This window comes from Bacillus sp. SA1-12 (assembly GCF_000981385.1).
In the GTDB taxonomy this organism is placed as follows: Bacteria; Bacillota; Bacilli; order Bacillales; family Bacillaceae; genus Metabacillus.
The window spans coordinates 54722-77963 of sequence record NZ_LATZ01000008.1 but is presented as its reverse complement, the minus strand read 5'-3'; the positions used below and the strand labels follow the sequence as shown (position 1 = coordinate 77963).

The window sequence follows — 23242 nt, the reverse complement described above, 5'->3', positions numbered from 1 at the left end:
AATATGGAAAAGAAGGGTCAAGTAAGGAAACTGATCGCTTATATTATACTCTCAATTATGTCAATTCTTTGTATATTGCCATTTATTTGGATGGTTTCCACATCTCTTAAAAAACCGAATGAAATATTTGTAATGCCTCCGGTTTGGATTCCCGAAGCGTTTGATTGGAACAATTATGTTGAGGCCTGGCATGCCGGTGGATTAAATTTCGGCTTAATGTTTTATAACACGATGCTCGTAGTAATTCCAGTCACAGTTTTTACAATCATTGTATCCTCCCTTGCTGCCTATGCATTTGCCAGAATTCAGTTTTTTGGAAGGAATTTCATTTTTATGATGTTGCTCGCCTCATTAATGATTCCAGCGACAGTAACACTCATCCCACAGTTTATAATATTTAGTAAACTGAGCTGGTTAGATTCTTTAAAACCATTAATTATACCAGGATTGTTTGGTAACGCTTTTGCGATCTTTTTGCTCAGACAATTTTTCCTAACCCTTCCTGCTGACATAGAAGAAGCAGCAATGATTGACGGTTGTAGTCGATTTCGAATCTGGTGGCAAATGTTCTTGCCTTTATCGAAGCCTGCTATTGCAACAATAACAGTGTTTACATTTCAAGGGGTATACAATGATTTTATGGGGCCACTTGTTTACATTAATAGTAGTGACAAATTTACCGTTCAATTGGGTTTATCTGCATTCAATGGAGTATACACAACGAACTATGATTTATTAATGGCAGCATCCGTATTTACATTACTACCGATCATTATCATATTTTTATTCGCCCAACGATATTTTATTGAAGGGATTACTCTTACAGGTGTTAAAGGGTAGTTTTTCAACACGGAGAAACCCGAAAAGGGGGGAACTTTTTTATAATGCCCCCTTTTTCCCTGTATTAATCGACATCGCCAATCGAAGCATATCTTCATAATGATCTACTATCAGTTTCCAATCAATTTCAGGAAAACAACTCGTCGATGTGTATGAACACATCGACGAGTTGTTTGGCTTTGATAACTTTTTAATCGTGATAATTTTTATAACAAATTTTCCTTTACTTACCTTCACCTCTTTCGGGATTATTTTACATTAAGGGTATAAATTCCGTCTCTTTTCGTAGGAAAACATATGATTTCATTATCATAAAGAAACTCATTTACTTCTCTACTATTTTCATCAGTTAACTGAAAGGGTCCTATCCAATTTATTTTGCACTCATTACCACATAATGAGTGAACTGCTGCTGTTACTACTGAACCATTCTCCCAATATAAATCAATTTCAAATCCACCTCGTGCCCTTATTCCCTTTACAAATCCTTTATTCCATGTTCTAGGAATAGCAGGAAGGAACTGTATTGATCCCGTATGACTTTGCACGAGCATTTCAGCAATACCGGCAGTACCGCCAAAATTCCCATCAATCTGAAAAGGCGGATGATTATCTAAAAGGTTTGGTAGGGTTGAATGCTTCAGCATTTCCAAAATATTTGAATAAGCAAGTTCTCCGTCCCATAGCCTTGCCCACATATTAATAATCCAAGCACGACTCCATCCTGTATGACCCCCGCCATTTGCAAGCCTTCTTTCTAAAGTTGTTCTTGCTGCCTTTGCAAGATCAGGAGTTTTTGTAAGGGTAATTTGCTTCCCAGGATGGAGGGCAAATAAATGTGATATATGACGATGCCCTGGTTCTGCCTCCTCATAATCCTCCATCCATTCTTGAATTTGACCATATTTGCCTATTTTTGTTTTAGGTAAACGCTTTATCATCCTTGTGAGCTGTTCTCTAAATTTTACATCCTTACCAAGGATTTCACTTGCCTCAATACATGATTGAAATAGTTCGTTCAAGATCTGGCTGTCCATCGATGGTCCAATACACAATGTTCCTTTTTCACCATTTGGAAGAATATAAGTGTTTTCTGGTGAAACAGAGGGACTAGTGACCAAATATCCATCTTTTGTTTCTATTAAAAAGTCCAAAAAGAACTCTGCAGACTCTTTCATCGTCTCGTAACTTTTTTTAAGGAAGTTTTTATCATAAGTAAATTGATAATGTTCCCATAAGTGAAGGCATAGCCAGGCTGCACCCATCTGCCAGTAGGTTGATGGAGGATAGATATCCTGTGGAGCTGTATCTCCCCAAATATCCGTATTATGATGTGCAACAAAGCCCCTGCATCCATACATTACCTTTGCTGTATGTCTACCGTTTGCGCGCATTCGTTCGATTAAATCGAATAATGGCTCATGACATTCTGATAGATTACATACTTCAGCAGGCCAATAGTTCATTTGTGCATTAATATTAATTGTATATTTACTATCCCATGGGGGCCTCATTTTGTCGTTCCAAATTCCCTGCAAGTTTGCTGGAAGTGTACCGGGTCTACTACTTGATATGAGTAAATAACGACCAAACTGAAAATACAACTCTATCAGTTTATGATCTTCTAAACCATTTTTGATTCTTTTTATTCTTTCATCTATTGGTAATTTTAGAATATCTTCATTTACTTCATCAGTTAAACCAATTTCCATTCGTTTGAAGAATTGGGCATAATCCTCTATATGTCGTTGTTTCAATTGTTCAAATGATTTGACTGCTGCTTGATCAATTTTTTTAAAGCATTCTCCTTCTGGATCTGCTTGACGAAATGTCGTTTCAGCTGCCAAAAACAACATGACCGAATCCGCATCTCGTACGATAAGATGCTCACCAATTGTATCAACCTTTCCCCCCTCTGCAAAGGCAGATAAGACAACTGAATAATCAGATCCATCTTTCCCACCGCAATTACCTTTCATTATGAGACTATTTTTTCTTCTTGAGTACAAGCTTTCAGTATATCGATTCTGCTCTCTTGAAAGTCTAGCAGTAAATGATATTGATCCAGTTTCACTTGATGTAAGGTGAATAACTGTTACTTGATCTGGAAAACTGGCGAAAATTTCTCTTTTAAATTTAGTTTGTTTCAAAGAATAGTCAACTGAAGAAATTGCATTTTCTAGATCAAGTTTCCTTGTATATTCTTCAACTCTTTCATGTCCAAAATTCAGAAACAAATCACCAAGTGTCATATAATGCCTTTGTGTATCAGGTGTTCCCGATAGAGCATAGGTTGCTAATTGTTCAGCTTCCCTTAATCTTCCTTCCTTTAGCAACTCCCTAATCTTTGGTAGATTTTCCAATGCATCTGGATTATTTCTATCCCTAAATCCTCCATACCAGATTGATTCTTCATTTAATTGGATTTGTTCTACTGAAGTTTTTCCAAAAATCATTGCTCCTAATCGTCCATTTCCAATAGGCAATGCCTCATTCCATGTTTCTGCAGGCTTATTAAATAAAATTATATTATTATTCAATTCTGCTTTCCTCCATATTATTTTATTGAATAAAATCGAGAAGAGTTTTCTACAAATATCTGATACCGTTACAGTTACAATTTGTATGATATGATCTAAGACTATCCCCATATAGCAGAATAATAGGGTTTACTAACCGTGCATACAAGCTAACATGATTTTTGCTACGGTAGTAGTAAATGGATCTAATGCCTAATTATTTAAGTCCTTTAATGAACTCTCGTCTTTTTTAAAAAAGGTACGCCATCCTTCATATGTATTGTAAAAATATTACCAATACTCGTTGTTTCCACTTGGCCAAGTTTTGTTGTGGATTGGTTCTAAAATAGAAAGAACTTCTTTTAGCAGCTCTAAATCCATTGGTTTATTTGCCCACTCGATATTATTCTTAACATTTTCTACATTTGCCGTACTAACTAAAGTAGTTGGTACTTTTTCATTCGCAACTGAATATTGAATAGCAAGCTTTGAAATATCTTCACCCTGTTGTTTACAAAATTCAGCTGCTCTGTTGCACGCCTCTTTGATTTCATTTGATGCTGGATGCCAATCTGGTACCTCCCGACTGCTAAGGAGCCCCATTGATAATGGGGATGCATTGATCAAACCAACATGTTTTTCTTCTAGAAGAGGAATAATGTTCAACAAAGAATTATCATTCAAAGAATAATGACAATACGACAGGATAACATCAAGATCTGTTTCTTTAAGGACTTTTTCAAATACAGTTAAAGGTAAACCAGAAACCCCAAAATAACGAATCTTCCCATCTTTTTTTAGTTGTTGAAGGGCTGGAATAGCCTCCTCCATGACCTGACCAAAGGAAGCAAATTCAATGTCATGTAGAAGCAAAATATCTATATAATCTGTCGATAACCTTTTTAAGCTTTCATCTATACTTGTCAGGATTCTACTTTTTGAAAAATCAAATTTATCCTCTCCGTATCTGCCTGCCTTCGTTGAAAGAATAATTTTCTCACGCTGAATATCTTTTAACGCCTTACCAAGTATAGTCTCAGCTTTCGTTAGCCCATAGTAGGGTGAAACATCAATTAAGTTAATTCCCAATTCAATCCCTGTATGAACCGTTCTAATTCCCTCTTCTTCATTAATATTTCTAAACACAGAACCTAAAGATGAAGCACCATAACTGAGAATAGAAACTTCTAAGCCTGTTTTTCCTAGTTTTCTATATTTCATGTGTTCCCTCCATAAAAAAATTTTGCATTATAGTGAAATTAAAATAACAAGACAGAACCGATGAAGTGGTCTTCATCGGCTGTTTATTCAATTGATCAGCTAATCCTAGCAGAACTTTCTTTTTTATAAACTAGAATTGTCATATGCTTCCTGCATAATTTCTAGATAACGTTTAAGATCTAACTGCTCAAATCCTTTAACATAGGAATCCCAGTCCTTATCTAAATCCTTTGAACCTGTTATAAATTGAAGTGCATTCTGCTCAATGTATTCCTCAATATTAGTTTTAATCATGGCTGTTTCATCTGCAACAGCAGGGTCAATCCAAATAGCCCAATGTGGGAAAACTTCAGAAGCTTCTTTTCCTTCATATAAATGTGTTGCTTCCTGCAATCTCCGCTCATACCCTTCTGCTGTATAAATATCGGTCGCTTGGACTAACCCATCTCTAAATTCTCTTGAATGATAATATTGTGATTGTGCTCCCCAATTATCGTTACGTGGTTTTTCACCATCTCCTAAAGGAATTTGTGCTAAATTAGGTTCAACTCCTTCCTCGATAGCGACTTCACCTTCTTTAGGTTCCCTCCAGCTTACATCTTTTTCACCATGGTGACTGAGAATCCTTCCTTCACCTGTAAACATATAGTCTACTAGTTTAATAGCTGCAATCTGGGCTTCTTCGCTTGCATTATTCGTTAGAACAAATGCTCCTCCAGGAGTACTCGGAAAGTTATACGTTGTATATGCAGAATGTGGCCCTTTAAGTGGGGGAGCTGCATCATAAAATTTTGAATACTTTTCTTCCGTTACAAATACCCCTGGATGCATCGCAGTTGACGCCCCTACAATTTGAGCTTCTGCATTATTACCTAATTTTTGTTGCGCCTCCGTATTTTGAGAAAAAGCGCCTTTATAAATTAATCCTTCTTCATATAAAGAACGTATATAAGATAAACCTTCCTTCCATTCCTCTTTATTAGCTGCCAAATCAACCTTGCCATTTTTCATTATCAGTCTTGACCTAGAATCATCATAAATGAAACCATTCATTAAATAAGGAATAATAGAAGATTCAACAAGAGCTGGAGAACCACTCAAAGGAACTTCATCTTGTTTTCCATTTCCATTTGGATCTTGGGTTTTAAACTTTGTTAGGACAGTTTTTAGGTCTTCTGTTGTTTGCGGCATATCTAGTTTTAATTTTTCTAGCCAGTCTGTATTGATCCATAGTTTGTTTCCGTATGAACAATGGAAACACTCATTTAAATGTGGCAATCCATAAATATTTCCGTCTGGAGCGGTTACCATCGATGCATAATAAGGGTGGTTTTCTAACACTTCTTTAATATTTGGTGCATACTGATCTATTAAATCATTTAATGGAAGTACTACACCTTGTTTCCCATAACGTAATAAGTCTGTTTGTGAAAACTGATCAACCCAAGGAACTAGAAGAAAGAGATCAGGGTAATCACCACTTGCAAGCGCAATATTTCTTACTTCACTTGCAGAAGTTGCATCATAAGTCGTTACTTGCCATTCTAAATCGATATTAAACTTCTCCTCAACTAGTTTCGTAAAGGAGTTTGTCTCTAAATTAGTATCAGCATTTTGGGGGCCAAAAACCTTTATCTTAATAGGGCCATCACCATCTTGTTGAGACTCTGTTTTTTCATTCGAGCTACAGCCTACTAAAGTAAAACTTACAATAAGTAAAATTGATAAATAATACATTAAACTCTTTTTCAATGTAACCTTCCCCTTTCATTAAAATCATGGGATTAACAATCTAGCAAATGACCATAAAGATTGGTCTGGGTGCAACCTACTTTAGCATCACTCCTTTCAATGTTAGATAATTAGTAGTAGCATTATCCTTTAACTGAACCAATCATCATACCCTTAACAAAGTGTCGCTGTACAAAAGGATAGATGAGCATAACAGGTAAACTCGCAGCAACGATTAAGGCATATTTCATTAAATCAGCCAGCTGCTGTCGTTCCAACATTTCCGAAGCTTCCATTCCTGCAGTACTTGTATTCAAAATAATTATATTTCTAAGTACCAATTGAAGCGGCTGTAGATCTGGGTTCTTTAAATAAATTAATGCGTCAAAGTATGAGTTCCACTGCCCAACTGCATACATTAATACAAGGACAGCTATAATAGGCTTGGCCAATGGTAGCACAACTGACCATAGAAAACGCAAATCACTACACCCATCCATTTCACTTGCTTCAACTAATTCATCTGGTATGGTAGTCTGAAAAAATGTTCGTGCAATAATAACTTGCCATACTGCAATTGCATTAGGAATTAAGAGCGCCCATCTTGTATCCACCATTCCTAACGATTTCACAACTAGATAAGTAGGAATCAAACCGCCATAAAATAGCATTGTGAACACGATAAAAAACATTAGAAAATTACGACCAAAGAATGTTTTTCTTGAAAGAGGATAGGCAATTAACACTGTCAATGTCACACTAATTAAAGTACCGAAAGTGGTATAAAAGAGTGAATTTAAATAACCAGTTAATACCTGAGCATTGCTAAAGATCACTTCATACCCCTTAAAAGACAGGTCAACTGGCCATAACCACACCTTTCCACCTGAAACTGCTTGAGGACTACTTATTGATGCACTAACTATATAAATAAGTGGATAAAGAACCACTATTAATATAACCGTTAGAAAAAGGTAGACACATGTAAGAAAAAATCGATCTGCAAATGATTCTTTTATTTTATTTTTATTACCAAACATTTTTTAAGCCCCCTTTTTACCACAAGCCACTTTTGGATATTTTCTTAGAGGTTGCATTAACCGCAACAAGTAAAATTAAATTAATGACGGAATTGAACAAACCAACTGCAGTTGCAAAGCTAAAGTTTGCATTTAGCAAGCCAATTTTATAAACATAAGTCGAAATCACTTCAGATGTAGAAAGGTTAAGAGGATTTTGTAATAAAAAGACTTTTTCAAATCCTAGAGCCATGATGTTTCCTACACTAAGAATGAGAATGATGGTTGCTACAGGCATAATACTCGGCAAATCAATATAAATGATTTTTTGAAGTCTCGTCGCTCCGTCAACCCTGGCAGCTTCATATTGGGATGGGTCAACACCAGAGAGTGCTGCTAAATAAATGATGGCTGAATAACCTGCATGCTGCCAAACATCTGACCATACATAAATGTCTCTAAACATTTCTGGCATACCTAGAAAATCAATTGACCCAAAGCCTAAGTATCCTAACAATTGATTCAAAATCCCTAGCCTAGGAGAGAACATTAACGTTAACATCGAAACAATGATAACAGTTGAAATAAAATATGGTGCATACGTAACCATCTGTACAGTTTTTTTAAATAGACCATTGCGAATTTCATTTAAACAAAGAGCCAAAATAATCGGGATTGGAAATCCAACAGCTAACGCATATAAACTAAGGTAAAAAGTATTCTTTATAAGGTTCCAAAATTGGGGATTGCTAAAAAACAGCTCAAAATGCTTAAATCCTACCCATTCACTCCCCCATATTCCTTTCACCACACTATAATCTTTAAAAGCAATGACAGAATTGACCATAGGTATATACTTAAAGACTATAAAATAAAAAACTGGCGGTATAACCAGTAGATAAAGTTGCCAATGCCTCCTGACCGACTTTATCGCAGTTCTCAAAATCGTTGACTTAACCTCTATTGAATTTGAACTAGGTGAAGTCTTGTTCGCTATCTCGACTTTCAAATCAACCACTCCAATCATTTGTAAACGTTATCAAAAATAAGCAATTAACAAGGTGATTAGAATGTAACATGTGATTGATCTACTTAATAGGTACAATTAAATAATGTTAGTACAATTCTGGAAAAATTTAATTTTCCTACGTAAACAAGTCCTTCCAAGAACAGCTCTGATAAACATGAGAATAGCAGAATAAAAAACCATCTTTACATTCCATTTAATAAGACTAACTCGTCAAGGTACAATTGAGTTTGATTAGTACAATTTGTCTGTACTACACTTTACTTGAAGGAAGTAAGCACTTTGACTTTCACTGAAAAGCATAGACAATATGCATAAGGCTGTTCAATCTCATTTCTAATTTGCCTTTTCATCTCTATTCGTTTTACGTCTAAATGCAAACACATTTACTCACTGATAAAGCAAGAACAAAAACAAATAGACGTTGCATAAAATCATAAATTGTATCAATGTTTAAAAGTGATTTATCGTCAGTTATTATTAATTCCCTCAATTTAAGATTCATTTTTATCCTCCTGTGAATTAAAAATATTTATATTAATTGACCTTAGACAATTAATATCTTTCTTCAAGAATCTGGCCCTTTTCATGCAAAATAAGCGCAGATCCTTATTCCGGAAATGCGCCCTTTAATTGAATATCAGCTCTTCTATTAGATGGTTAGTCAATAAAATATCCCTCCCAACTGGGAGGGTAAGCATTGAAAAATGTAGTTTTTCAATGGAACTTAAAAACCGTAATACCATACAGACGACTTATTTCAATAATATTCTGAAGTATATAATGACCCAAATACATTATGGAACCAAATGATTGATTCTAATTTTTCCTTTTTTAACCTCTCAATTTCCGGCATCCAAACTGATTCAAAATCGGTATTGTCTTCTTTAGACAATGGATCCGGTTTTCCATTTTCTGATTCGATTGACCACTCCATCTGCTTCTAACTCACGCAGTTGCTGTGTGAGCATTTTTTGTGTAATGCCAGGCATTAACCGTTTTAATTCACTTGTTCTCAGCTTCTCTTTAATTAAGTGGCAAAGGATTACCACTTTCCATTTCCCGCCGATCACTTCAAGAGCAGCCTTTAATTTTTCTACTCTTCACCTTGCCGGTTTTAATAAATCGGAATACCATATTGGTTCAGTTGGCTTATTTTCCACAACCAATTTTCCTTCCTTAAAAACAAAGCGACAAGCAGGCTGCTTGCTTACCATGTCAACGATGTTATCTACAGGTAATACAATAAAATTAGCTTTATAACCAACTTCAATTCCATATTCTTCATGTATCCCAAAAGCTTTTGCTCCATTATAGGTTATCATTTGAATGATTTGAGCTATTTCATGTTCTCCAGTCATATGAGATAGATGTGCCCCCATATGAGCTGCCTGTAGAATATTTCCATTACCGAATGGATAAAAAGGTGTTTGGATATCATCATGAGCAATACATACATTCACCTTTGAAGCATTCAACTCTTTTATCCTCGTTATCCCTCTTCCTATTGGATAATGATCAAAACGTCCTTGCATTGTACAATTTATTAATGGACATGACACAACAGATAATTTCGCTTGTTTTACTAGAGCAATCACCTTCGCTGCATAGCTATCAGCATAATATGCCAATGCATTTGCATGGCTGACTGTGACCTTTCCTTCCATCCTTTGGCTTAACGTTAAATCCGCAATCACTTCCAAATAGCGAGATTGCTCATCGTCTATTTCATCTGAAAAGATGTGGACAAAAGAATTGGATTCTTTCGCTATAGAAAAACATTCTTTCAATGACAGAATTCCATTTTCTCGGGTATGTTCAAGATGTGGAACGGCACTGACTGCATCTGCTCCCAGTTCAATTGCCTTAACTAATCGTTCTTTGTTTTCTTCGCATGAGATAATTCCATCTTGTGGAAAAGCAATGATTTGAATATCAATAAAGTGCTGTAACTTATCGCGCAGTTTTACTATTGCTTTTAATGCTGTTAATTCGGGGTCAGATATATCTACTGCTGCACGAACATAAAGCACTCCATGCTGTATAAGGAGATAAATGGCCTTTTCCGCTCGTTCCATAACATCTTCACATGTTAGCCTTGCTTTTCGCGCTTTCCAACGTTCAATTCCTTCCATCAATGTACCAGATCGATTCTTCAGAGATTTACCAGCTGTTAATACAGTATCTAAATGTGTATGCATTTCAACAAATGGAGGGAGAGCAATTCCCCCATTTGCTTCCCATTCTATTTCACCGCGGATGTCTTCTGTTGTAATGGTTGATATTCTCCCATTATTTATTCCTATATGAAACATGGAATCTTTTTCTATAAGTTTTACATGTTTAACAACTGCTTGATACACCGACTCCCCTCCAATACATCATTTACTCTACACCTACTGCTTTTTGTGGAAAAAGCAGTTGTGTCTCTGATTTCATCGTACTCACCCATTGATTGTTATTGTAGACAAATCTTGATGGTGAAATGTTTGAAAATAACTGGTAAATGTTTAATCCTTCCACAAGAATAAAGCTTGCCTTTGCTTTTTCCTGGACACAATGGTTCTCCAATCCATAAAATGCAGCAGGAATCACTGTTATCATTTTTAGAAGATGATGTAGATCATTTTCACTTCCTAAATGTGCTGAATAAGCTGTTAATAGACCCATTTGTAATAAATCACATCTACCGAATGGATGAAATGGATCATTTACATTATCTGATGCTGTTGCAATGTCAACTCCTTGATTTATTAACTCTTTAACTCTAGTAATCCCTCTTCGTACAATCCCTTTGTCCCCTCTCCCTTGCAGATACAAATTTGCTCCCGGCAGTGTAACGGCACCTATTTTTAAAGTTGCCATCCCTTCTATAATCGATGCAGCCTTTCTTTCCTCCATTGCGGAAAGAGAACAAAGATGGCCTGCTATCACTTTTCCTTGGTAATTGTAATCCTTTGTTTTTTTTATAATATGTTCAATCGTACATACATTTGGATCGTCTTGTTCATCAACATGTAGGTCGATAAACTTTCTATTTTTTACAGCGAGTTGAAATAAACAATTAATGTCTTCCTTTGGATTTAAGGATAAATGCGGTGCTCCACCTATTCCATCAATACTATATGAAATAGCTTCTTCTATAATATCAAGCTGTTTTTTTGGACGAGATGATATATTAGAAAACATAGGGACAATTTGTATTGAGATAAGTGAACTCAACTCTTCCCTTACTTCAAGGACAGCTTGTAACTGACGGAGAGCAAGGTTCACATCAACATCTATTTCAAAGTTAACATGTGTTCGAACATGAGTGGTTCCATAGCTTAGGGACTGAAGCGCAGCTCGTCTAACCCTTTCTTTTATTTCATTAGTAGAGAAAGAGGATGCTTTCTTACTATAATTTTTAATCGCTTCTTGTAATGTTCCAGACTTATTAGGTACTGAAGCTAATGAAAATGCCTTATCAAGATGTGTGTGGATATCAACAAAAGAAGGAAGCAGGTATCTTCCTTCTCCATCAATAACATGATGTTCAGATAGTTGATTCATCATGATTTTTGATAAAGCTGTCCCTTTAGAATTAGTAGATTCATTCTGTTTTTTAATTGTTTCATATACCCCATTTTTAATAGTTATTTGAAACAATTGTCTAGGTACAGACTCCAGAAGACGAACATTATAAAGATGTACTATTTTATTTTCCCTCATACTAATTCTCCAAAAATTCTACAGTAAAGGCATTTGTAATATCTTCTTTATTTTTTATAATTTCTAATTTTAAAAGTTTGTCTTGAAGCATTGACCAACGTTCTTCTAACATATAACCGAAGCCATGCTCTTGTGCATCACCACCAAAAATGAGCTCTTCCTCAGTTTTAGCTCCATACTCCATTTTCTCTAACGTTAATTCTGGGTTAGACTCCTGAATATACGGATTGACCTCATCCCATTTTTCTCGATAATAATTCCATCCTTTTATAGTAGCGTTCATAAAAGCCTGAACAAGCTCTGGATTTTCTTTAATAACCTTATCAGTTGTAAAAATAATGTTTCCATAAGTTTCAAATCCCGAATCATGGATAAAGAGGTAATCATTTTTTACTCCCTGCTCATCCAATGAATATGGCTCAGATGTAACATAACCTTGAGTCACTGCATTTTCATCTTCAATAAATGTGGCAAGAGAACCTGTATATGACATTTCTTTTACTTCTGTAAGATTATAAGCAGATTTAATATATTCCCAATACCCACTACCTGGAGCAGTATAAACTGTTTTACCATTTAGATCCTCAAAATCTGTTACGGTACCTTCATGAGTAATTAAAACTTGAGGGCTTTTTTGAAATATAGCACCTATAGCTACTAATGGAATTCCTTTATCTCGAGCGATTAATAAATCCTCCGCTTGTGTATAACCAAATTGAGCTTCTCCCGATGCAACAATTTGGGTAGCAGAGACTTTAGGTCCACCAGGCTCAACGGTCATATCCAACCCTTCTTCTTCATAAAAACCTTGTTGTAAAGCTGCGTAATTTCCTCCATGCTCTGGTTGTGCAAACCAGTTTGTTACAAGTTTTGCTTTGCTTAGTTCTTTGCTTTCATCTGTTCCATTTCCTTCACTATTAGAACTAGACGATTCTGTACTTCCACAAGCTGTTAGAATGATTAAAAACAGAATACTAAGTAACACACCAAATTTAGTTATGAATCTTCGTTTCATCTTTTAATCCCCTACCCTGCATCATTTAATATTGTTTTTTCATTTCTGATTCATGCCAAGATCCTAATAATAGCTTGGAAATCAAGTTAACAATAAGGAAAAATACGATGCCTAGAATGGCTGCTGAAATACCACAAGCAAAGAGGTAAGCTGTTTCCAACTTTGATGAAGCAACTGTGATTGCATATCCAATTCCACCTGCACCGCCTCCAATACCAGCGATATATTCACCTACAATTGCACCAATAACAGCTAATGTACAGGATATCTTTAACCCTGCCATAATGTATGGTAGTGCTGCTGGAATTCTAACCTTCCACATGATTTGCCACTTAGAAGCCTGATACAGTTTTAATAAGTGAATCATTCCACCACTAGTTGAATTTAGGCCGATTAATGTATTGGATAGCATTGGGAAAAATCCTATCGTAAAGGCAATAATAACAATGGCATTCATACCTGAACCAAACCAAATGACAATTATTGGAGCAATTGCAACGATAGGAATGGTTTGTAAAAGGATCGCATAAGGATATAGGCTTTTTTCCAATAACTTAGAACTCGCCATTAAGATTGCTCCTAAAACCCCTCCAATGACACTAAAAACAAATCCTATAACCGCTTCTGTAATTGTCGTAAAAACAGCTGCACTAAGGTTTTCCCAATTGCTTACCGCTGCTTGAAAAATATCCGTTGGCTTAGGTAATAAGTAATTAGGGATTTGAAAAATTTGTGCGCCAAACTGCCAAAAAGAGAGAAATAAAATAAAAACCACAATAGGTGGGATAATGCTATTCGGAATTTTCAAACTCTTATTCCTACTCTTTTTTATTGGCACCTTTGCCACCTCTAAATGAGTATGCTCCATAAAATAACCTCCTCTATTTTATTGAAATATCTCTTTATTGATAGGGATTTTTCCAGGATTCAATAAACCATAAGGATCGTTTTTCCGCTTCAGTTTTTCTATTTCACGCATTCTTAGGTTATATCCACCAAACCCTAACAGATAGGTATGCGGATTATTAATTTGTACACCCACACTTTCGAAGAAATCAATGATCTCATTTAATCGTTCCTCTGAATGATAAGTTAATACTGGCAGGGACGCAGGTGTTACTTCTCCTTTTATTTTTATAAATTCAAAATGAAATTGAACTTCAAAACCGTATTTTGTACGAATAGCATTCATTTGCTCAAAAACTCTTTGCTTGTCAAACCTAGCTTGCAAATACGTCAAATTTTCACCGTGCTTATGTGCCCATAACGTTGCATGATTCCAAGTAAAATCAGATAGCTTTAATCCTTTTTGATACTGTTCTGCTGGGATTTTAAAGGAAAGTTCCCCCTCATATTCATAGGCAAGTTGCATAAGCTTTTCTTCGGCTTCTTCCTCTATTTCTAACATAACAATAGATTTGCCATCCTTGAGGAATTTTTTTAACCCTTGAAAGTGAGTAGGAATTGGCCATTCGCATACTGAAACTAAGCGTTTAAAGATTCCTTCATTGTGAGCAAGAGCATCACTGAATTTAACAGCGAGCTGAAATGTATCAAAAGATACAATGTGCTGAACCCAATCAACTTTTGGTTCAATGAATAAAGTTACTTCTATTACAATGCCAGTTGTTCCGTAGTTATGTATATAAGCCTCCATGTCTTCCCCACTTACCGTTAATATTTGAGGCTCCTCTTCCATTGTCATAACCGTAATCGATTGAATGTTTCCATCCCATAAATTCCCCCAGCGTATAGAACCAATCCCGCCTGATCCACCGCATAAAAACCCTCCAACGGTAGCTTTCATATAGGTGCTTGGGTAGATTCTTAATTCCTTTCCTTGCTGACGTAAATTTTTTTCTAATACACCAAGTTTTACACCAGCTTGAACATGGGCGGTTGTTTCATTTATTTCGATAATACTGTCAAGCTTAGTTACATCTAAAATAATTCCACCATCTAAAGGGATTGCTTGGCCGTAATTCCCTGTTCCAGCTCCTCTTACTGTAATTGGAACACGATTATTAACAGCAAAGGCAACAATCGTCTTTAATTCGTCAATTGTTTCTGGCTGAACAGCGCAATCAGCTACCTTATCTTTAAGATGTTTATATAGTACTGGGGAATACCAATAATAATCTTTTGATAATCGTTCTATCACAGATTCTGAGATTAATACCTTTTCTTCACCTAATAATTCTATAAAATGTTTAATCCACATGTGATCTCCTCCTATTTACGCCTATTAAAACTTTAAATCTTGTGATACTTTTGCAGCGATATCACTAAATTCATAGGATGTTCTAAGATCTTCTTGCCGAGGAAATGGAAGCGGAACCTCAACAATTGATTCAATTTTCCCTGGACTAGGTGTCATAACTGCTATCTTTGTTGACAAATAAACTGCTTCAAACACATTATGGGTAATGAACAAAACCGTCATTTTTTCCGCTTTCCAAATGCTTAGGAGCTCTGATTGTAAATTCTGTCTTGTAATCTCATCTAGTGCACCAAACGGTTCATCCATTAAGAGTAATTTCGGTTTTGCAACAAGTGCCCGTGCAATGGATACACGCATTTTCATCCCGCCTGAAAGTTCTCGTGGGAGCGCCTTTGTATAATCTGACAATCCGACCATGTCAAGGATGTGATGAGTTTTTTCAATTTTTTCTTGTTTAGTAAAATGACGGAATTCTAAAGGAAGCATGACATTATCTAAAACAGTACGCCATGGAAGTAGAGTTGGTTCTTGGAAGACGAAAGACACATCGGTACTTTGTTGTTGAGCAAGCGTAGGTGTTGTACCTAGAATTTCTAGTTCTCCTGCAGAGTGAGTAATAATTCCAGATATCATATTAAAGATTGTAGATTTTCCACATCCTGAAGGTCCAACGAACGAAATAAACTCTCCCTGATTGATGTCTAAGCTGACATTCTGAACAGCTGTTTTTCCATTAGGATACACTTTACTCACATTTTTCATATAAACGACTGGATGTACTAAAGCTAACTGTTTCTCTTCAGTTATTATTGGTATAGTTTGACTCAAATCTAATTGCCTCCTTTACTGTTTGACCATTTTGTTATTTATTTCATCTATATCAAAACGACGCATTTCTCTTAATGCTTCAGCTAGTGATTCAGAAACAAATCTATTAATTTCTATTCCTTTCTCTAAAGTAGCTTTTTTAGCATCACCAGCTACACCTGACGTAGAAATATCATTGATTACCCATGCAAAATAGCTAGTTCCTTTTAAATAAAGATGCTTAGTATTCTCTGGTAAACTTATAAATTCAGTTGGGCATTTTTCAGGATGAACCCAGTTGTTTTTATAATGAAGTACCATAGAGGTTTCTACGTCTCCCCCATGTATGCCATACTTTTGCTCTTGTTCAGTGATCAGTGAATTTGTTTTTGATGAGCCAGGATTTAATCGAAATACCATTATTCCTGTTTCGATTCTAATTTCTCTTGAAATCATATTTAATAAATCATGGTTGCCCCCATGCGTATTAAACAAGAGAAGTCTTTTAAATCCACTTACATGAACACTTTTTGCAATATCCATCACAACTGATTGTAACGTTGAGGCCGATAGGGTAATCGTACCCGGCATGCCAACGTGTTCGGTGCTTTTCCCATATGGTAAAGGTGGTAAAATCCAAATATTCTCATCTTCATCAAGCAGTTCAAATGCCTGAATCAACAATCCTTCTCCAATTAAAGTATCAGTATAAATAGGTAAATGAGGACCATGCTGTTCAATCGCTCCAATGGGGAGAATAATTAATGCATCATCCTTTCTTAATTCTTTCACCTCTTCTGTCGTCAGACGAGGAAAAAATCTTTTTTCAAATGCAATACCCTTGTACCTTTCGTTTAGCATATCTATCAACCTTTCCTAATGGATTTATACACTCCAAACAATGTTAGATTATCTCACGGCATTAATACTATACCTACATAAATCCATCTATCTGATGTTAAAAGATGTAACACTTGAACCAATTTTAATATAAAACATTTGAATAATCATTGACACATTTGTAAAAAAAGATAAATACATTTGTTTGAATTAACCAAAAATTCAGAATCATTGTAATGTTATCTAACATACCCAAGATAAAATAGAAGGAAATGAAGAATGTAATAAAACTAATTCTCCGATAACAGTAAAAAGTACTTTCATAGATTGAGTTGCTTTAATAGTAGATTTGTGTGAAAAGGTGTGTCTGCCACCTTAATTGACTCTGTTGGACAACCATCACATGCGTCTAATAAATCCTCATATAAACCTTCATCTACAGCTACTATCCCTGTATTGTTATCATGTATAACTTCAGCTAATCCTTCATCATCATAATCAAAAACATCAGGAGCAGCTGCGCCGCATGCTCCACAAGCGATACAAGTTTCTTTATCAACAATCGTAAATTTAACCATTTAATATATCTTATCTCCTTTCTACACTAAGAAAAAACAGATGTACTATGTAGCGGTTGTACTTTTGCTTTTGGATCCAAATAAGATTTTGCATTATTTACTGCAGTTGGTGCTTCTCCAAAGCCTGTTGCAATCAATTTTACTTTTCCATTAAATGTACAGACATCACCAGCAGCATAAACTCCTGGAATATTCGTTTCCATTTTTGAATTGACCACAATTGAATTTCTATCAATCTCTAATCCCCAGTCTTTTATAGAGCCAAGTGAAGATACAAAACCAAAATTAACAATCACATCATCTACTTCAATTATTTCTGTCGTGTGCCCTTTGACCTTTTCAAGCACTACAGCGTTGATTCGATTGTTGTCCCCTATTATTTCTAGTGGTACATAGGGAGTTTTTATTGTAACGTTTGAATCCTGAAGTTGCTCAACACTATGTTCATGTGCTCGAAATTTGTCCCTTCGATGAACGAGAGTTACTTTTTCCGCGATTGATTCAAGCATCAGTGCCCAATCAACAGCAGAATCCCCTCCCCCAAAAACAACAACTTTTTTGTTTCTAAATATTTCCATATTATTAATAAAATAATGAAGGTTTTTTCCTTCATATTGTTCGACTCCCTCAAGCTCCATCTTTCTTGGTTGAAATGCACCATTTCCAGCAGTAATAATTATGGTTTTTGTTATATGTTCTTCTATATCGGTAGTAAGTTTAATTAGACCATTTTCCTGAATCTCAAGATCTTTCGCGACTTGTTCTAAACAAATCGTTGGACTGAATTGTTTCGTTTGTTCTTTAAGTCTATTAACTAACTCTTGTGCCCTTATTTTTGGAAAACCAGCTACATCATAAATATATTTTTCAGGATAAAGAGTTGAAAGCTGGCCCCCAAGCTGAGGTAAACTTTCGATAATTTTCACAGATGAATTTCGCATTCCTCCGTAGAAGGATGCAAAGAGCCCTGTTGGACCTCCTCCAATAATTGTAATGTCATATATCTTCGAATCTTTTTTCAATCTAAATCCTCCAATATACCAATTTTTATTATTAAAAATTTAGTTTATAAAAAGATACACCTTAACTTGTATATAGATCTCCAAGACCTATTTGTTTTAGAAGTTTCCTATAAGCAATTGATGTTTTATCTGCATTAATATGAGCCTCCATTTGAAGGTCCAATGGTAAATCTTCAGGCTTTTGATTTTCAACCATTTCTCTATCTTCCATAAAAATTTGAAGATTAAATGCATACACATCTTCTATTGGAGATTCCTTATCAAAATTACGTGCTATTGGTGCAAATAATCTTGTTTCTCTAGCAGAGATTGGACTTACTGCATTCATAATCCATAATTCTCCACCGTTCGGAAAGTAAACCTTTAAGGTAGCTGTAAAAGGAGGATAAACATCAAAGACACGCAGCCATTCAAAACCTTCTGGATTACGATGCTGAAACGCCTTTGGATAATTACTTACAGAGCTTATATATTCCACATGCAAACCATACTCCATAGTGTCTACTTGATATCTTGGAACGATAGTATTATTACGATCTGCAAATGAGTCTGTATGCACCCATGCAAAGTGAGCGACATCTAAAAATCCTTCCACTTGCCTTCCAGATGAACCTTTAATATCAAAAGATGGGCAGACAATCTGTTGAAAGCTTGTATCATCCCACGCAGAGAATGATGGAAGATTATTAATCTCTCCTGTAATTGAGGTCCAGACTAATCCGAAGCGTTCTACTACTGGATAAACCTTCATGCATAAACGTGGGGATATCTTTGCATCTGGATGAGCTGGAATAGCAGTGCATTTCCCATCTGTTGCATATCGAAACCCATGATAAGGACAAACAATTTCTTCTCCATCTACCCACCCCATACTAAGAGGAACGCCACGATGTACACAAAGGTCACGTGCAACAACAATTTTATTTTTGGTTCGATAAGTTACCAAGTTTACATCAAGGAGCTTAATAGCTAATGGTTTATCGGTAACTTCCTCCGATCTTGCAATAGGGAACCAATATTTACTTAAAACATTCCAATCTTCCAATGTAAAGGTGCAGTCTCTAGGATACTCGGAGTATTTTTTATTTTTTTGTATTTTTGTACTTTCTTTCATAACATTTCATCCTTCCTTCAGAAATTATTTATTAGTTATTTTTCAGAATATCCCCCTCTCTAAAGCATGATTTAAAGAAAAAGAGCCGTGAAAACAAAGGATGAATTATTCATCTTTTGTTTTCACGACTCTTTCCTTCCGTAAACAGAGGTTAAGCACCCGTAACTTTATTTTAATGATTAAAGAAAAAACATATTAATGTGTTTTCTTCAATTATTCTATTTATCTATTTATCGAATTCTCAAAACAAATAACCGTACACGCTGTCCCCTGAACTGGATCGTAATCTCTAAAAACAGAACTTATATTTACATTTAATGATTTTTCTAATCTCTCTTTTAACAGCTTTTTATACCTTGATGATAAAGCGGAATCAAGTGAAAAGACGAGTTCACTATATTCATCTTTTAGTGCATCCAATGCAGGCATACGCTTTGAACTTGCAATGATAAATACTTTATTTTCAATAATATCTATCTTTTGATCATGTACACCTATACTAAAGATTTCTTTGCTAATCTCATTATAAAGGGTAGCTAATTGTTTTTTTGTAATATAATAGCCCATATGTGTTCCCTTTCTCCAATTAAATAAGTTTTTATTATAGTAATCTTTAAAAATAAAAACATCTATTTATTTGTAATATTTTCTAACATAGTAATTTTTTGGTCTAAATGGTCGAAAAATAATGTCTATTAATATATTATGTTTCATTTTGTATAGTCACCAGTAAAATAATTACGTATGGACACTTATTAATATTTAATTAAGATTAAAAATTTTTTTTGATTAATACTAAAAACCTATCAATGATTAGAATCCAAACCTACAAATTCAACTTCATGATAATTATAAAAGTTTTTTTCTTAGCCTATCCCTACATGTTTGTCCATCAACAACGGATTGTTACGGTACATATACCTATGATTCCTTTTTTCTGTCTACTTTATTGGCACTTATCCAAATATGGGAAACACTATAAAAAGAGGCACTTCCATCGCTAGGAAGCACCCCAAAAATTAAATGACAAACGAAATAATTCAAGTGTCCGACTTATTGAAACTTTGGAATAAAAACTACCACAAAAAAACATAGTTGAATATATTATTTATGCTCCTAGCGTTGGAGTGGCTCTGAATGCATTTACAGTCTTGTCCATAACAACCTGTGCATCACTTCCCGAATCAAGAATCGTATTTTGAAGCGATTCTTTTTCTACCAATACTGTTGTTACGGTAAGCGGCTTTGATGCTTCGGTAGTCAACAAAGCGTCTACTTGCGCAGAGAAACAAGAATCACTTATCTTAGCATGAACCTCCGTGGCAACAACATGATTATTAGAAATATAATTTCCATTACCCGAAACAATACGTATGATTACAGGTGTTGCACCTACCGGCATGATGTTTTGAGTATTAATAACTTCAGAAAAGTGATTAGCAATTACAGAATTATTATTGCCACTGATATAGAGAAGACCATACAAATCATCTAAACCATTGTCTATTCCCAGAAAAGGAGTCCAAGGTTCATGGTCACGTAAAAAGTGATTTGAAGAAACCAAGTTTTCCGAACAATTTTCCCTGAATACCACCATTCCTGGATAAAATGAATGAAGTCTATTATTTGTGATACTGGAACGTGTCACACCATCAAAATAGATACTGCTCGCACCTCGTGGAAAAACATTATTCGCTGTAATCAAAAGTCCACCAAAATTTTGAGCGTAAATTGAATATCCTTTAAAACCGGCTCCTATCAAGTTATCGGTTATTTTTGAAGCCTGTCCCCAACCTCGTAGTTCAATACAGTTACCACATTCAGCTATGAAATTATCATGTATAGTCAGTGCATCTGCATGATAAATAGTAATTCCATGCTCTAAATACACAAACCCCATGCCTGTAATCCGAAATGAGTCACAAGCACTTGCAACATAAATACCCGTTTTCCCGTTAGTGTATGTGTTTTCCGGATTTGTTTCTCCTGAACCATCTTCAATAAAATGCAAACCATCAATACAAAAGTCAGAAAACTCTACCGAACTTATTCGGGGATTTCCACTTCGTTCAATATAAAATGCAGCTCCTTTATATTCCTCGTCATTTACTTCTAGGGGAATATCTACGAGTATGCGACTTCCTCCCGGCCACAATTCATGCAAATCCGCCCATTCATTCTCAGAAGTATTAAAACGAATACTCGAAGATGTAAACCCGTGTCCAGAACCCATAATTTTAAGATAACTGATATCTATAACTACTTGACTGCCAAGATGATAATCTCCCGGTGGGATATAGATAACCGCACCCGGCTTTCCGCCTTTATTCACATCAGTGTCCGTTTGCCTACTTTTAATATCTGCTATAATGCTATTGATTACCTCACCAATATCCTCATACGGATTACCGACAGGCCACTCTGTTACGTCGTAATAATTTTTACTAGCCATAAATAAATTCTCCTATCAATTTAGTGTGTTTGTTCATAAACTACTTTTTCCTTGATATAGCTGGAAGGAAAGCCTTACGAATTCGTGCTTTTCCTGCAGCTTTTATGATTATTTTCGCTCAGAAGGATTATTACTTGACAAGAAAAATCAGTATTTTCCTAAAGACGTTCAGATTTTTCATAAGACTTTATGAACTCACTCAATTCTTATCCACCTTGTGTCATTACCCAAATAATATCAAAGGAACGTGCCGCATCAATGATACGAACAACTAAAGCACTCAATAATACTGGCTAAAGCCATGTGGAGCTTCTTTGTATAGTAATCGAGACAATGGAGCTGGACCTGTTCCGTAAATAACTCATTGGAAATCGGCGATGCCAACCTTATTGCGGTCTATGACAGCTACGATGTTATTGCACCTAATTTTGGTTCTAGGAAGTGTAAGGAGTTATGTGATTTCTTTCATTAGCAACAGGGAAATAAAAAAATTGGTAAACAAGAAGAGATCTTACGAATAAAAAGCAATCGCTCCTAAAATAACACCGATATTTTAGAAAGAGACTGACTTATATTTGCGAGTCAGTCTCTAGGTGATTAGTTGTGACACTTAGTCGTGGTATTTCCACATTTGTTGCAACGCTATTTGTGGTGGTGATTATTATGCCTGTGTTCATCACAATCATCATTATGGTGGTCTTTTTCGCACTTATTGCCACGTTTTTTATGATGGTGACAATCATCCTTGTCCCTATCACAATGTCTGTCACATTTCGGACTTTCCATATCAGATACCATTATTAACCCATATTCCAACTCATTTACAATCCGAGTAGTTCTACCCGTAACTTCTAATAGCAAGGTAGGAGCTAGCATGCCGCCAAAGTGAGCGAATTGGAATTCAGGCGAAAGTAAACCAACTTCCAGAATCGGAATACCTTGTAAGTTAAAATGATCAATAAAGCTAAGGTCAGAAAAGTCTGGAAGAACAGGCTATAAAAATAGGCCTTAACTTGGTAATACGTATATCTAAGTTCGTTTCCTCCTTCATTTCCTTAATAACTGCTTCAGATACTGTTTCCCTCTTCTACATGTCCTGATGGAATCCCCCATAGTTAGGGGCAT

Annotated in this window: 20 protein-coding genes and 3 pseudogenes; 2 read left to right on the top strand and 21 right to left on the bottom strand. The window is 35.5% G+C overall.

Annotated elements, in window-relative coordinates:
- Positions 1-3: 3 nt before the first annotated feature.
- Complete coding sequence (locus tag WQ54_RS07515; protein ID WP_046514297.1) at positions 4-840, top strand: carbohydrate ABC transporter permease; 837 nt, start codon at positions 4-6, stop codon at positions 838-840.
- 39 nt (positions 841-879) lie between these two features.
- On the opposite strand, the gene WQ54_RS35605 is transcribed toward WQ54_RS07515, so the two are convergent.
- The 20 genes and pseudogenes from WQ54_RS35605 to WQ54_RS07425 all read right to left on the bottom strand — a co-directional run bounded on the left by WQ54_RS35605 (position 880) and on the right by WQ54_RS07425 (position 22117).
- The gene (locus tag WQ54_RS35605; RefSeq protein WP_156177799.1) at positions 880-1077 is read right to left on the bottom strand and encodes a Tn3 family transposase; all 198 of its coding nucleotides are present in this window, start codon (positions 1075-1077) and stop codon (positions 880-882) included.
- Between the two features lie 11 nt (positions 1078-1088).
- Positions 1089-3380 (bottom strand): glycoside hydrolase N-terminal domain-containing protein, encoded by a 2292-nt coding sequence (locus WQ54_RS07510; RefSeq protein WP_052737702.1) that lies wholly within the window; start codon positions 3378-3380, stop codon positions 1089-1091.
- Between the two features lie 270 nt (positions 3381-3650).
- Positions 3651-4580 (bottom strand): aldo/keto reductase, encoded by a 930-nt coding sequence (locus WQ54_RS07505; protein WP_046514294.1) that lies wholly within the window; start codon positions 4578-4580, stop codon positions 3651-3653.
- A gap of 123 nt (positions 4581-4703) precedes the next feature.
- Positions 4704-6332 carry an extracellular solute-binding protein gene (locus WQ54_RS07500; RefSeq protein ID WP_046514291.1) on the bottom strand — a complete coding sequence of 543 codons (1629 nt, stop codon included), beginning with the start codon at positions 6330-6332 and terminating at the stop codon, positions 4704-4706.
- Positions 6333-6454: 122 nt separating this feature from the next.
- Complete coding sequence (locus tag WQ54_RS07495; protein ID WP_046514287.1) at positions 6455-7351, bottom strand: carbohydrate ABC transporter permease; 897 nt, start codon at positions 7349-7351, stop codon at positions 6455-6457.
- 16 nt (positions 7352-7367) lie between these two features.
- Positions 7368-8294: an ABC transporter permease subunit gene (locus tag WQ54_RS07490; RefSeq protein ID WP_331435084.1), complete on the bottom strand. Its 927-nt coding sequence runs from the start codon at positions 8292-8294 to the stop codon at positions 7368-7370.
- 980 nt (positions 8295-9274) lie between these two features.
- Positions 9275-9430, bottom strand: a pseudogene (locus WQ54_RS07485) (winged helix-turn-helix transcriptional regulator); the annotation flags it as partial.
- Between the two features lie 30 nt (positions 9431-9460).
- The gene (locus tag WQ54_RS07480; RefSeq protein ID WP_052737701.1) at positions 9461-10720 is read right to left on the bottom strand and encodes an amidohydrolase family protein; all 1260 of its coding nucleotides are present in this window, start codon (positions 10718-10720) and stop codon (positions 9461-9463) included.
- A gap of 22 nt (positions 10721-10742) precedes the next feature.
- Complete coding sequence (locus tag WQ54_RS07475) at positions 10743-12068, bottom strand: amidohydrolase family protein (protein WP_046514278.1); 1326 nt, start codon at positions 12066-12068, stop codon at positions 10743-10745.
- A gap of 1 nt (position 12069) precedes the next feature.
- A complete protein-coding gene (locus WQ54_RS07470; RefSeq protein ID WP_046514275.1) occupies positions 12070-13083 on the bottom strand; it encodes an ABC transporter substrate-binding protein in 1014 nt (337 codons plus the stop codon).
- Between the two features lie 25 nt (positions 13084-13108).
- Positions 13109-13951 carry an ABC transporter permease gene (locus tag WQ54_RS07465; protein ID WP_046514272.1) on the bottom strand — a complete coding sequence of 281 codons (843 nt, stop codon included), beginning with the start codon at positions 13949-13951 and terminating at the stop codon, positions 13109-13111.
- Positions 13952-13969: 18 nt separating this feature from the next.
- A complete protein-coding gene (locus WQ54_RS07460; protein ID WP_046514269.1) occupies positions 13970-15304 on the bottom strand; it encodes an FAD-binding oxidoreductase in 1335 nt (444 codons plus the stop codon).
- 24 nt (positions 15305-15328) lie between these two features.
- Entirely contained in the window at positions 15329-16066 is a 738-nt protein-coding gene (locus WQ54_RS07455) for an ABC transporter ATP-binding protein (RefSeq protein ID WP_046514535.1), read from the bottom strand.
- Between the two features lie 81 nt (positions 16067-16147).
- Positions 16148-16972, bottom strand: coding sequence for a creatininase family protein (locus WQ54_RS07450; protein WP_046514266.1), 825 nt, complete (start codon positions 16970-16972; stop codon positions 16148-16150).
- A 231-nt stretch (positions 16973-17203) separates the two neighbouring features.
- Positions 17204-17296 (bottom strand): annotated as a pseudogene (locus tag WQ54_RS32485) (multidrug resistance efflux transporter family protein); the annotation flags it as partial.
- Complete coding sequence (locus WQ54_RS07445) at positions 17272-17529, bottom strand: ferredoxin (protein WP_046514263.1); 258 nt, start codon at positions 17527-17529, stop codon at positions 17272-17274. The pseudogene WQ54_RS32485 and the gene WQ54_RS07445, both read right to left, overlap by 25 nt.
- A gap of 26 nt (positions 17530-17555) precedes the next feature.
- Positions 17556-18551: an NAD(P)/FAD-dependent oxidoreductase gene (locus tag WQ54_RS07440; protein WP_046514261.1), complete on the bottom strand. Its 996-nt coding sequence runs from the start codon at positions 18549-18551 to the stop codon at positions 17556-17558.
- A 61-nt stretch (positions 18552-18612) separates the two neighbouring features.
- Complete coding sequence (locus WQ54_RS07435) at positions 18613-19665, bottom strand: aromatic ring-hydroxylating dioxygenase subunit alpha (RefSeq protein ID WP_046514259.1); 1053 nt, start codon at positions 19663-19665, stop codon at positions 18613-18615.
- A 222-nt stretch (positions 19666-19887) separates the two neighbouring features.
- A complete protein-coding gene (locus tag WQ54_RS07430; protein WP_046514256.1) occupies positions 19888-20232 on the bottom strand; it encodes a Na-translocating system protein MpsC family protein in 345 nt (114 codons plus the stop codon).
- Positions 20233-20773: 541 nt separating this feature from the next.
- On the bottom strand, positions 20774-22117 hold the full coding sequence (locus WQ54_RS07425; protein WP_046514254.1) for a NosD domain-containing protein: 1344 nt from the start codon (positions 22115-22117) through the stop codon (positions 20774-20776).
- Positions 22118-22720: 603 nt separating this feature from the next.
- Between WQ54_RS07425 and WQ54_RS33440 the strand changes: the two genes are divergently transcribed.
- Positions 22721-22921 carry a hypothetical protein gene (locus WQ54_RS33440; protein WP_156177797.1) on the top strand — a complete coding sequence of 67 codons (201 nt, stop codon included), beginning with the start codon at positions 22721-22723 and terminating at the stop codon, positions 22919-22921.
- 169 nt (positions 22922-23090) lie between these two features.
- Here WQ54_RS33440 and WQ54_RS34605 read toward each other — a convergent pair.
- Positions 23091-23223 (bottom strand): annotated as a pseudogene (locus tag WQ54_RS34605) (NUDIX domain-containing protein); the annotation flags it as partial.
- Positions 23224-23242: the final 19 nt, after the last annotated feature.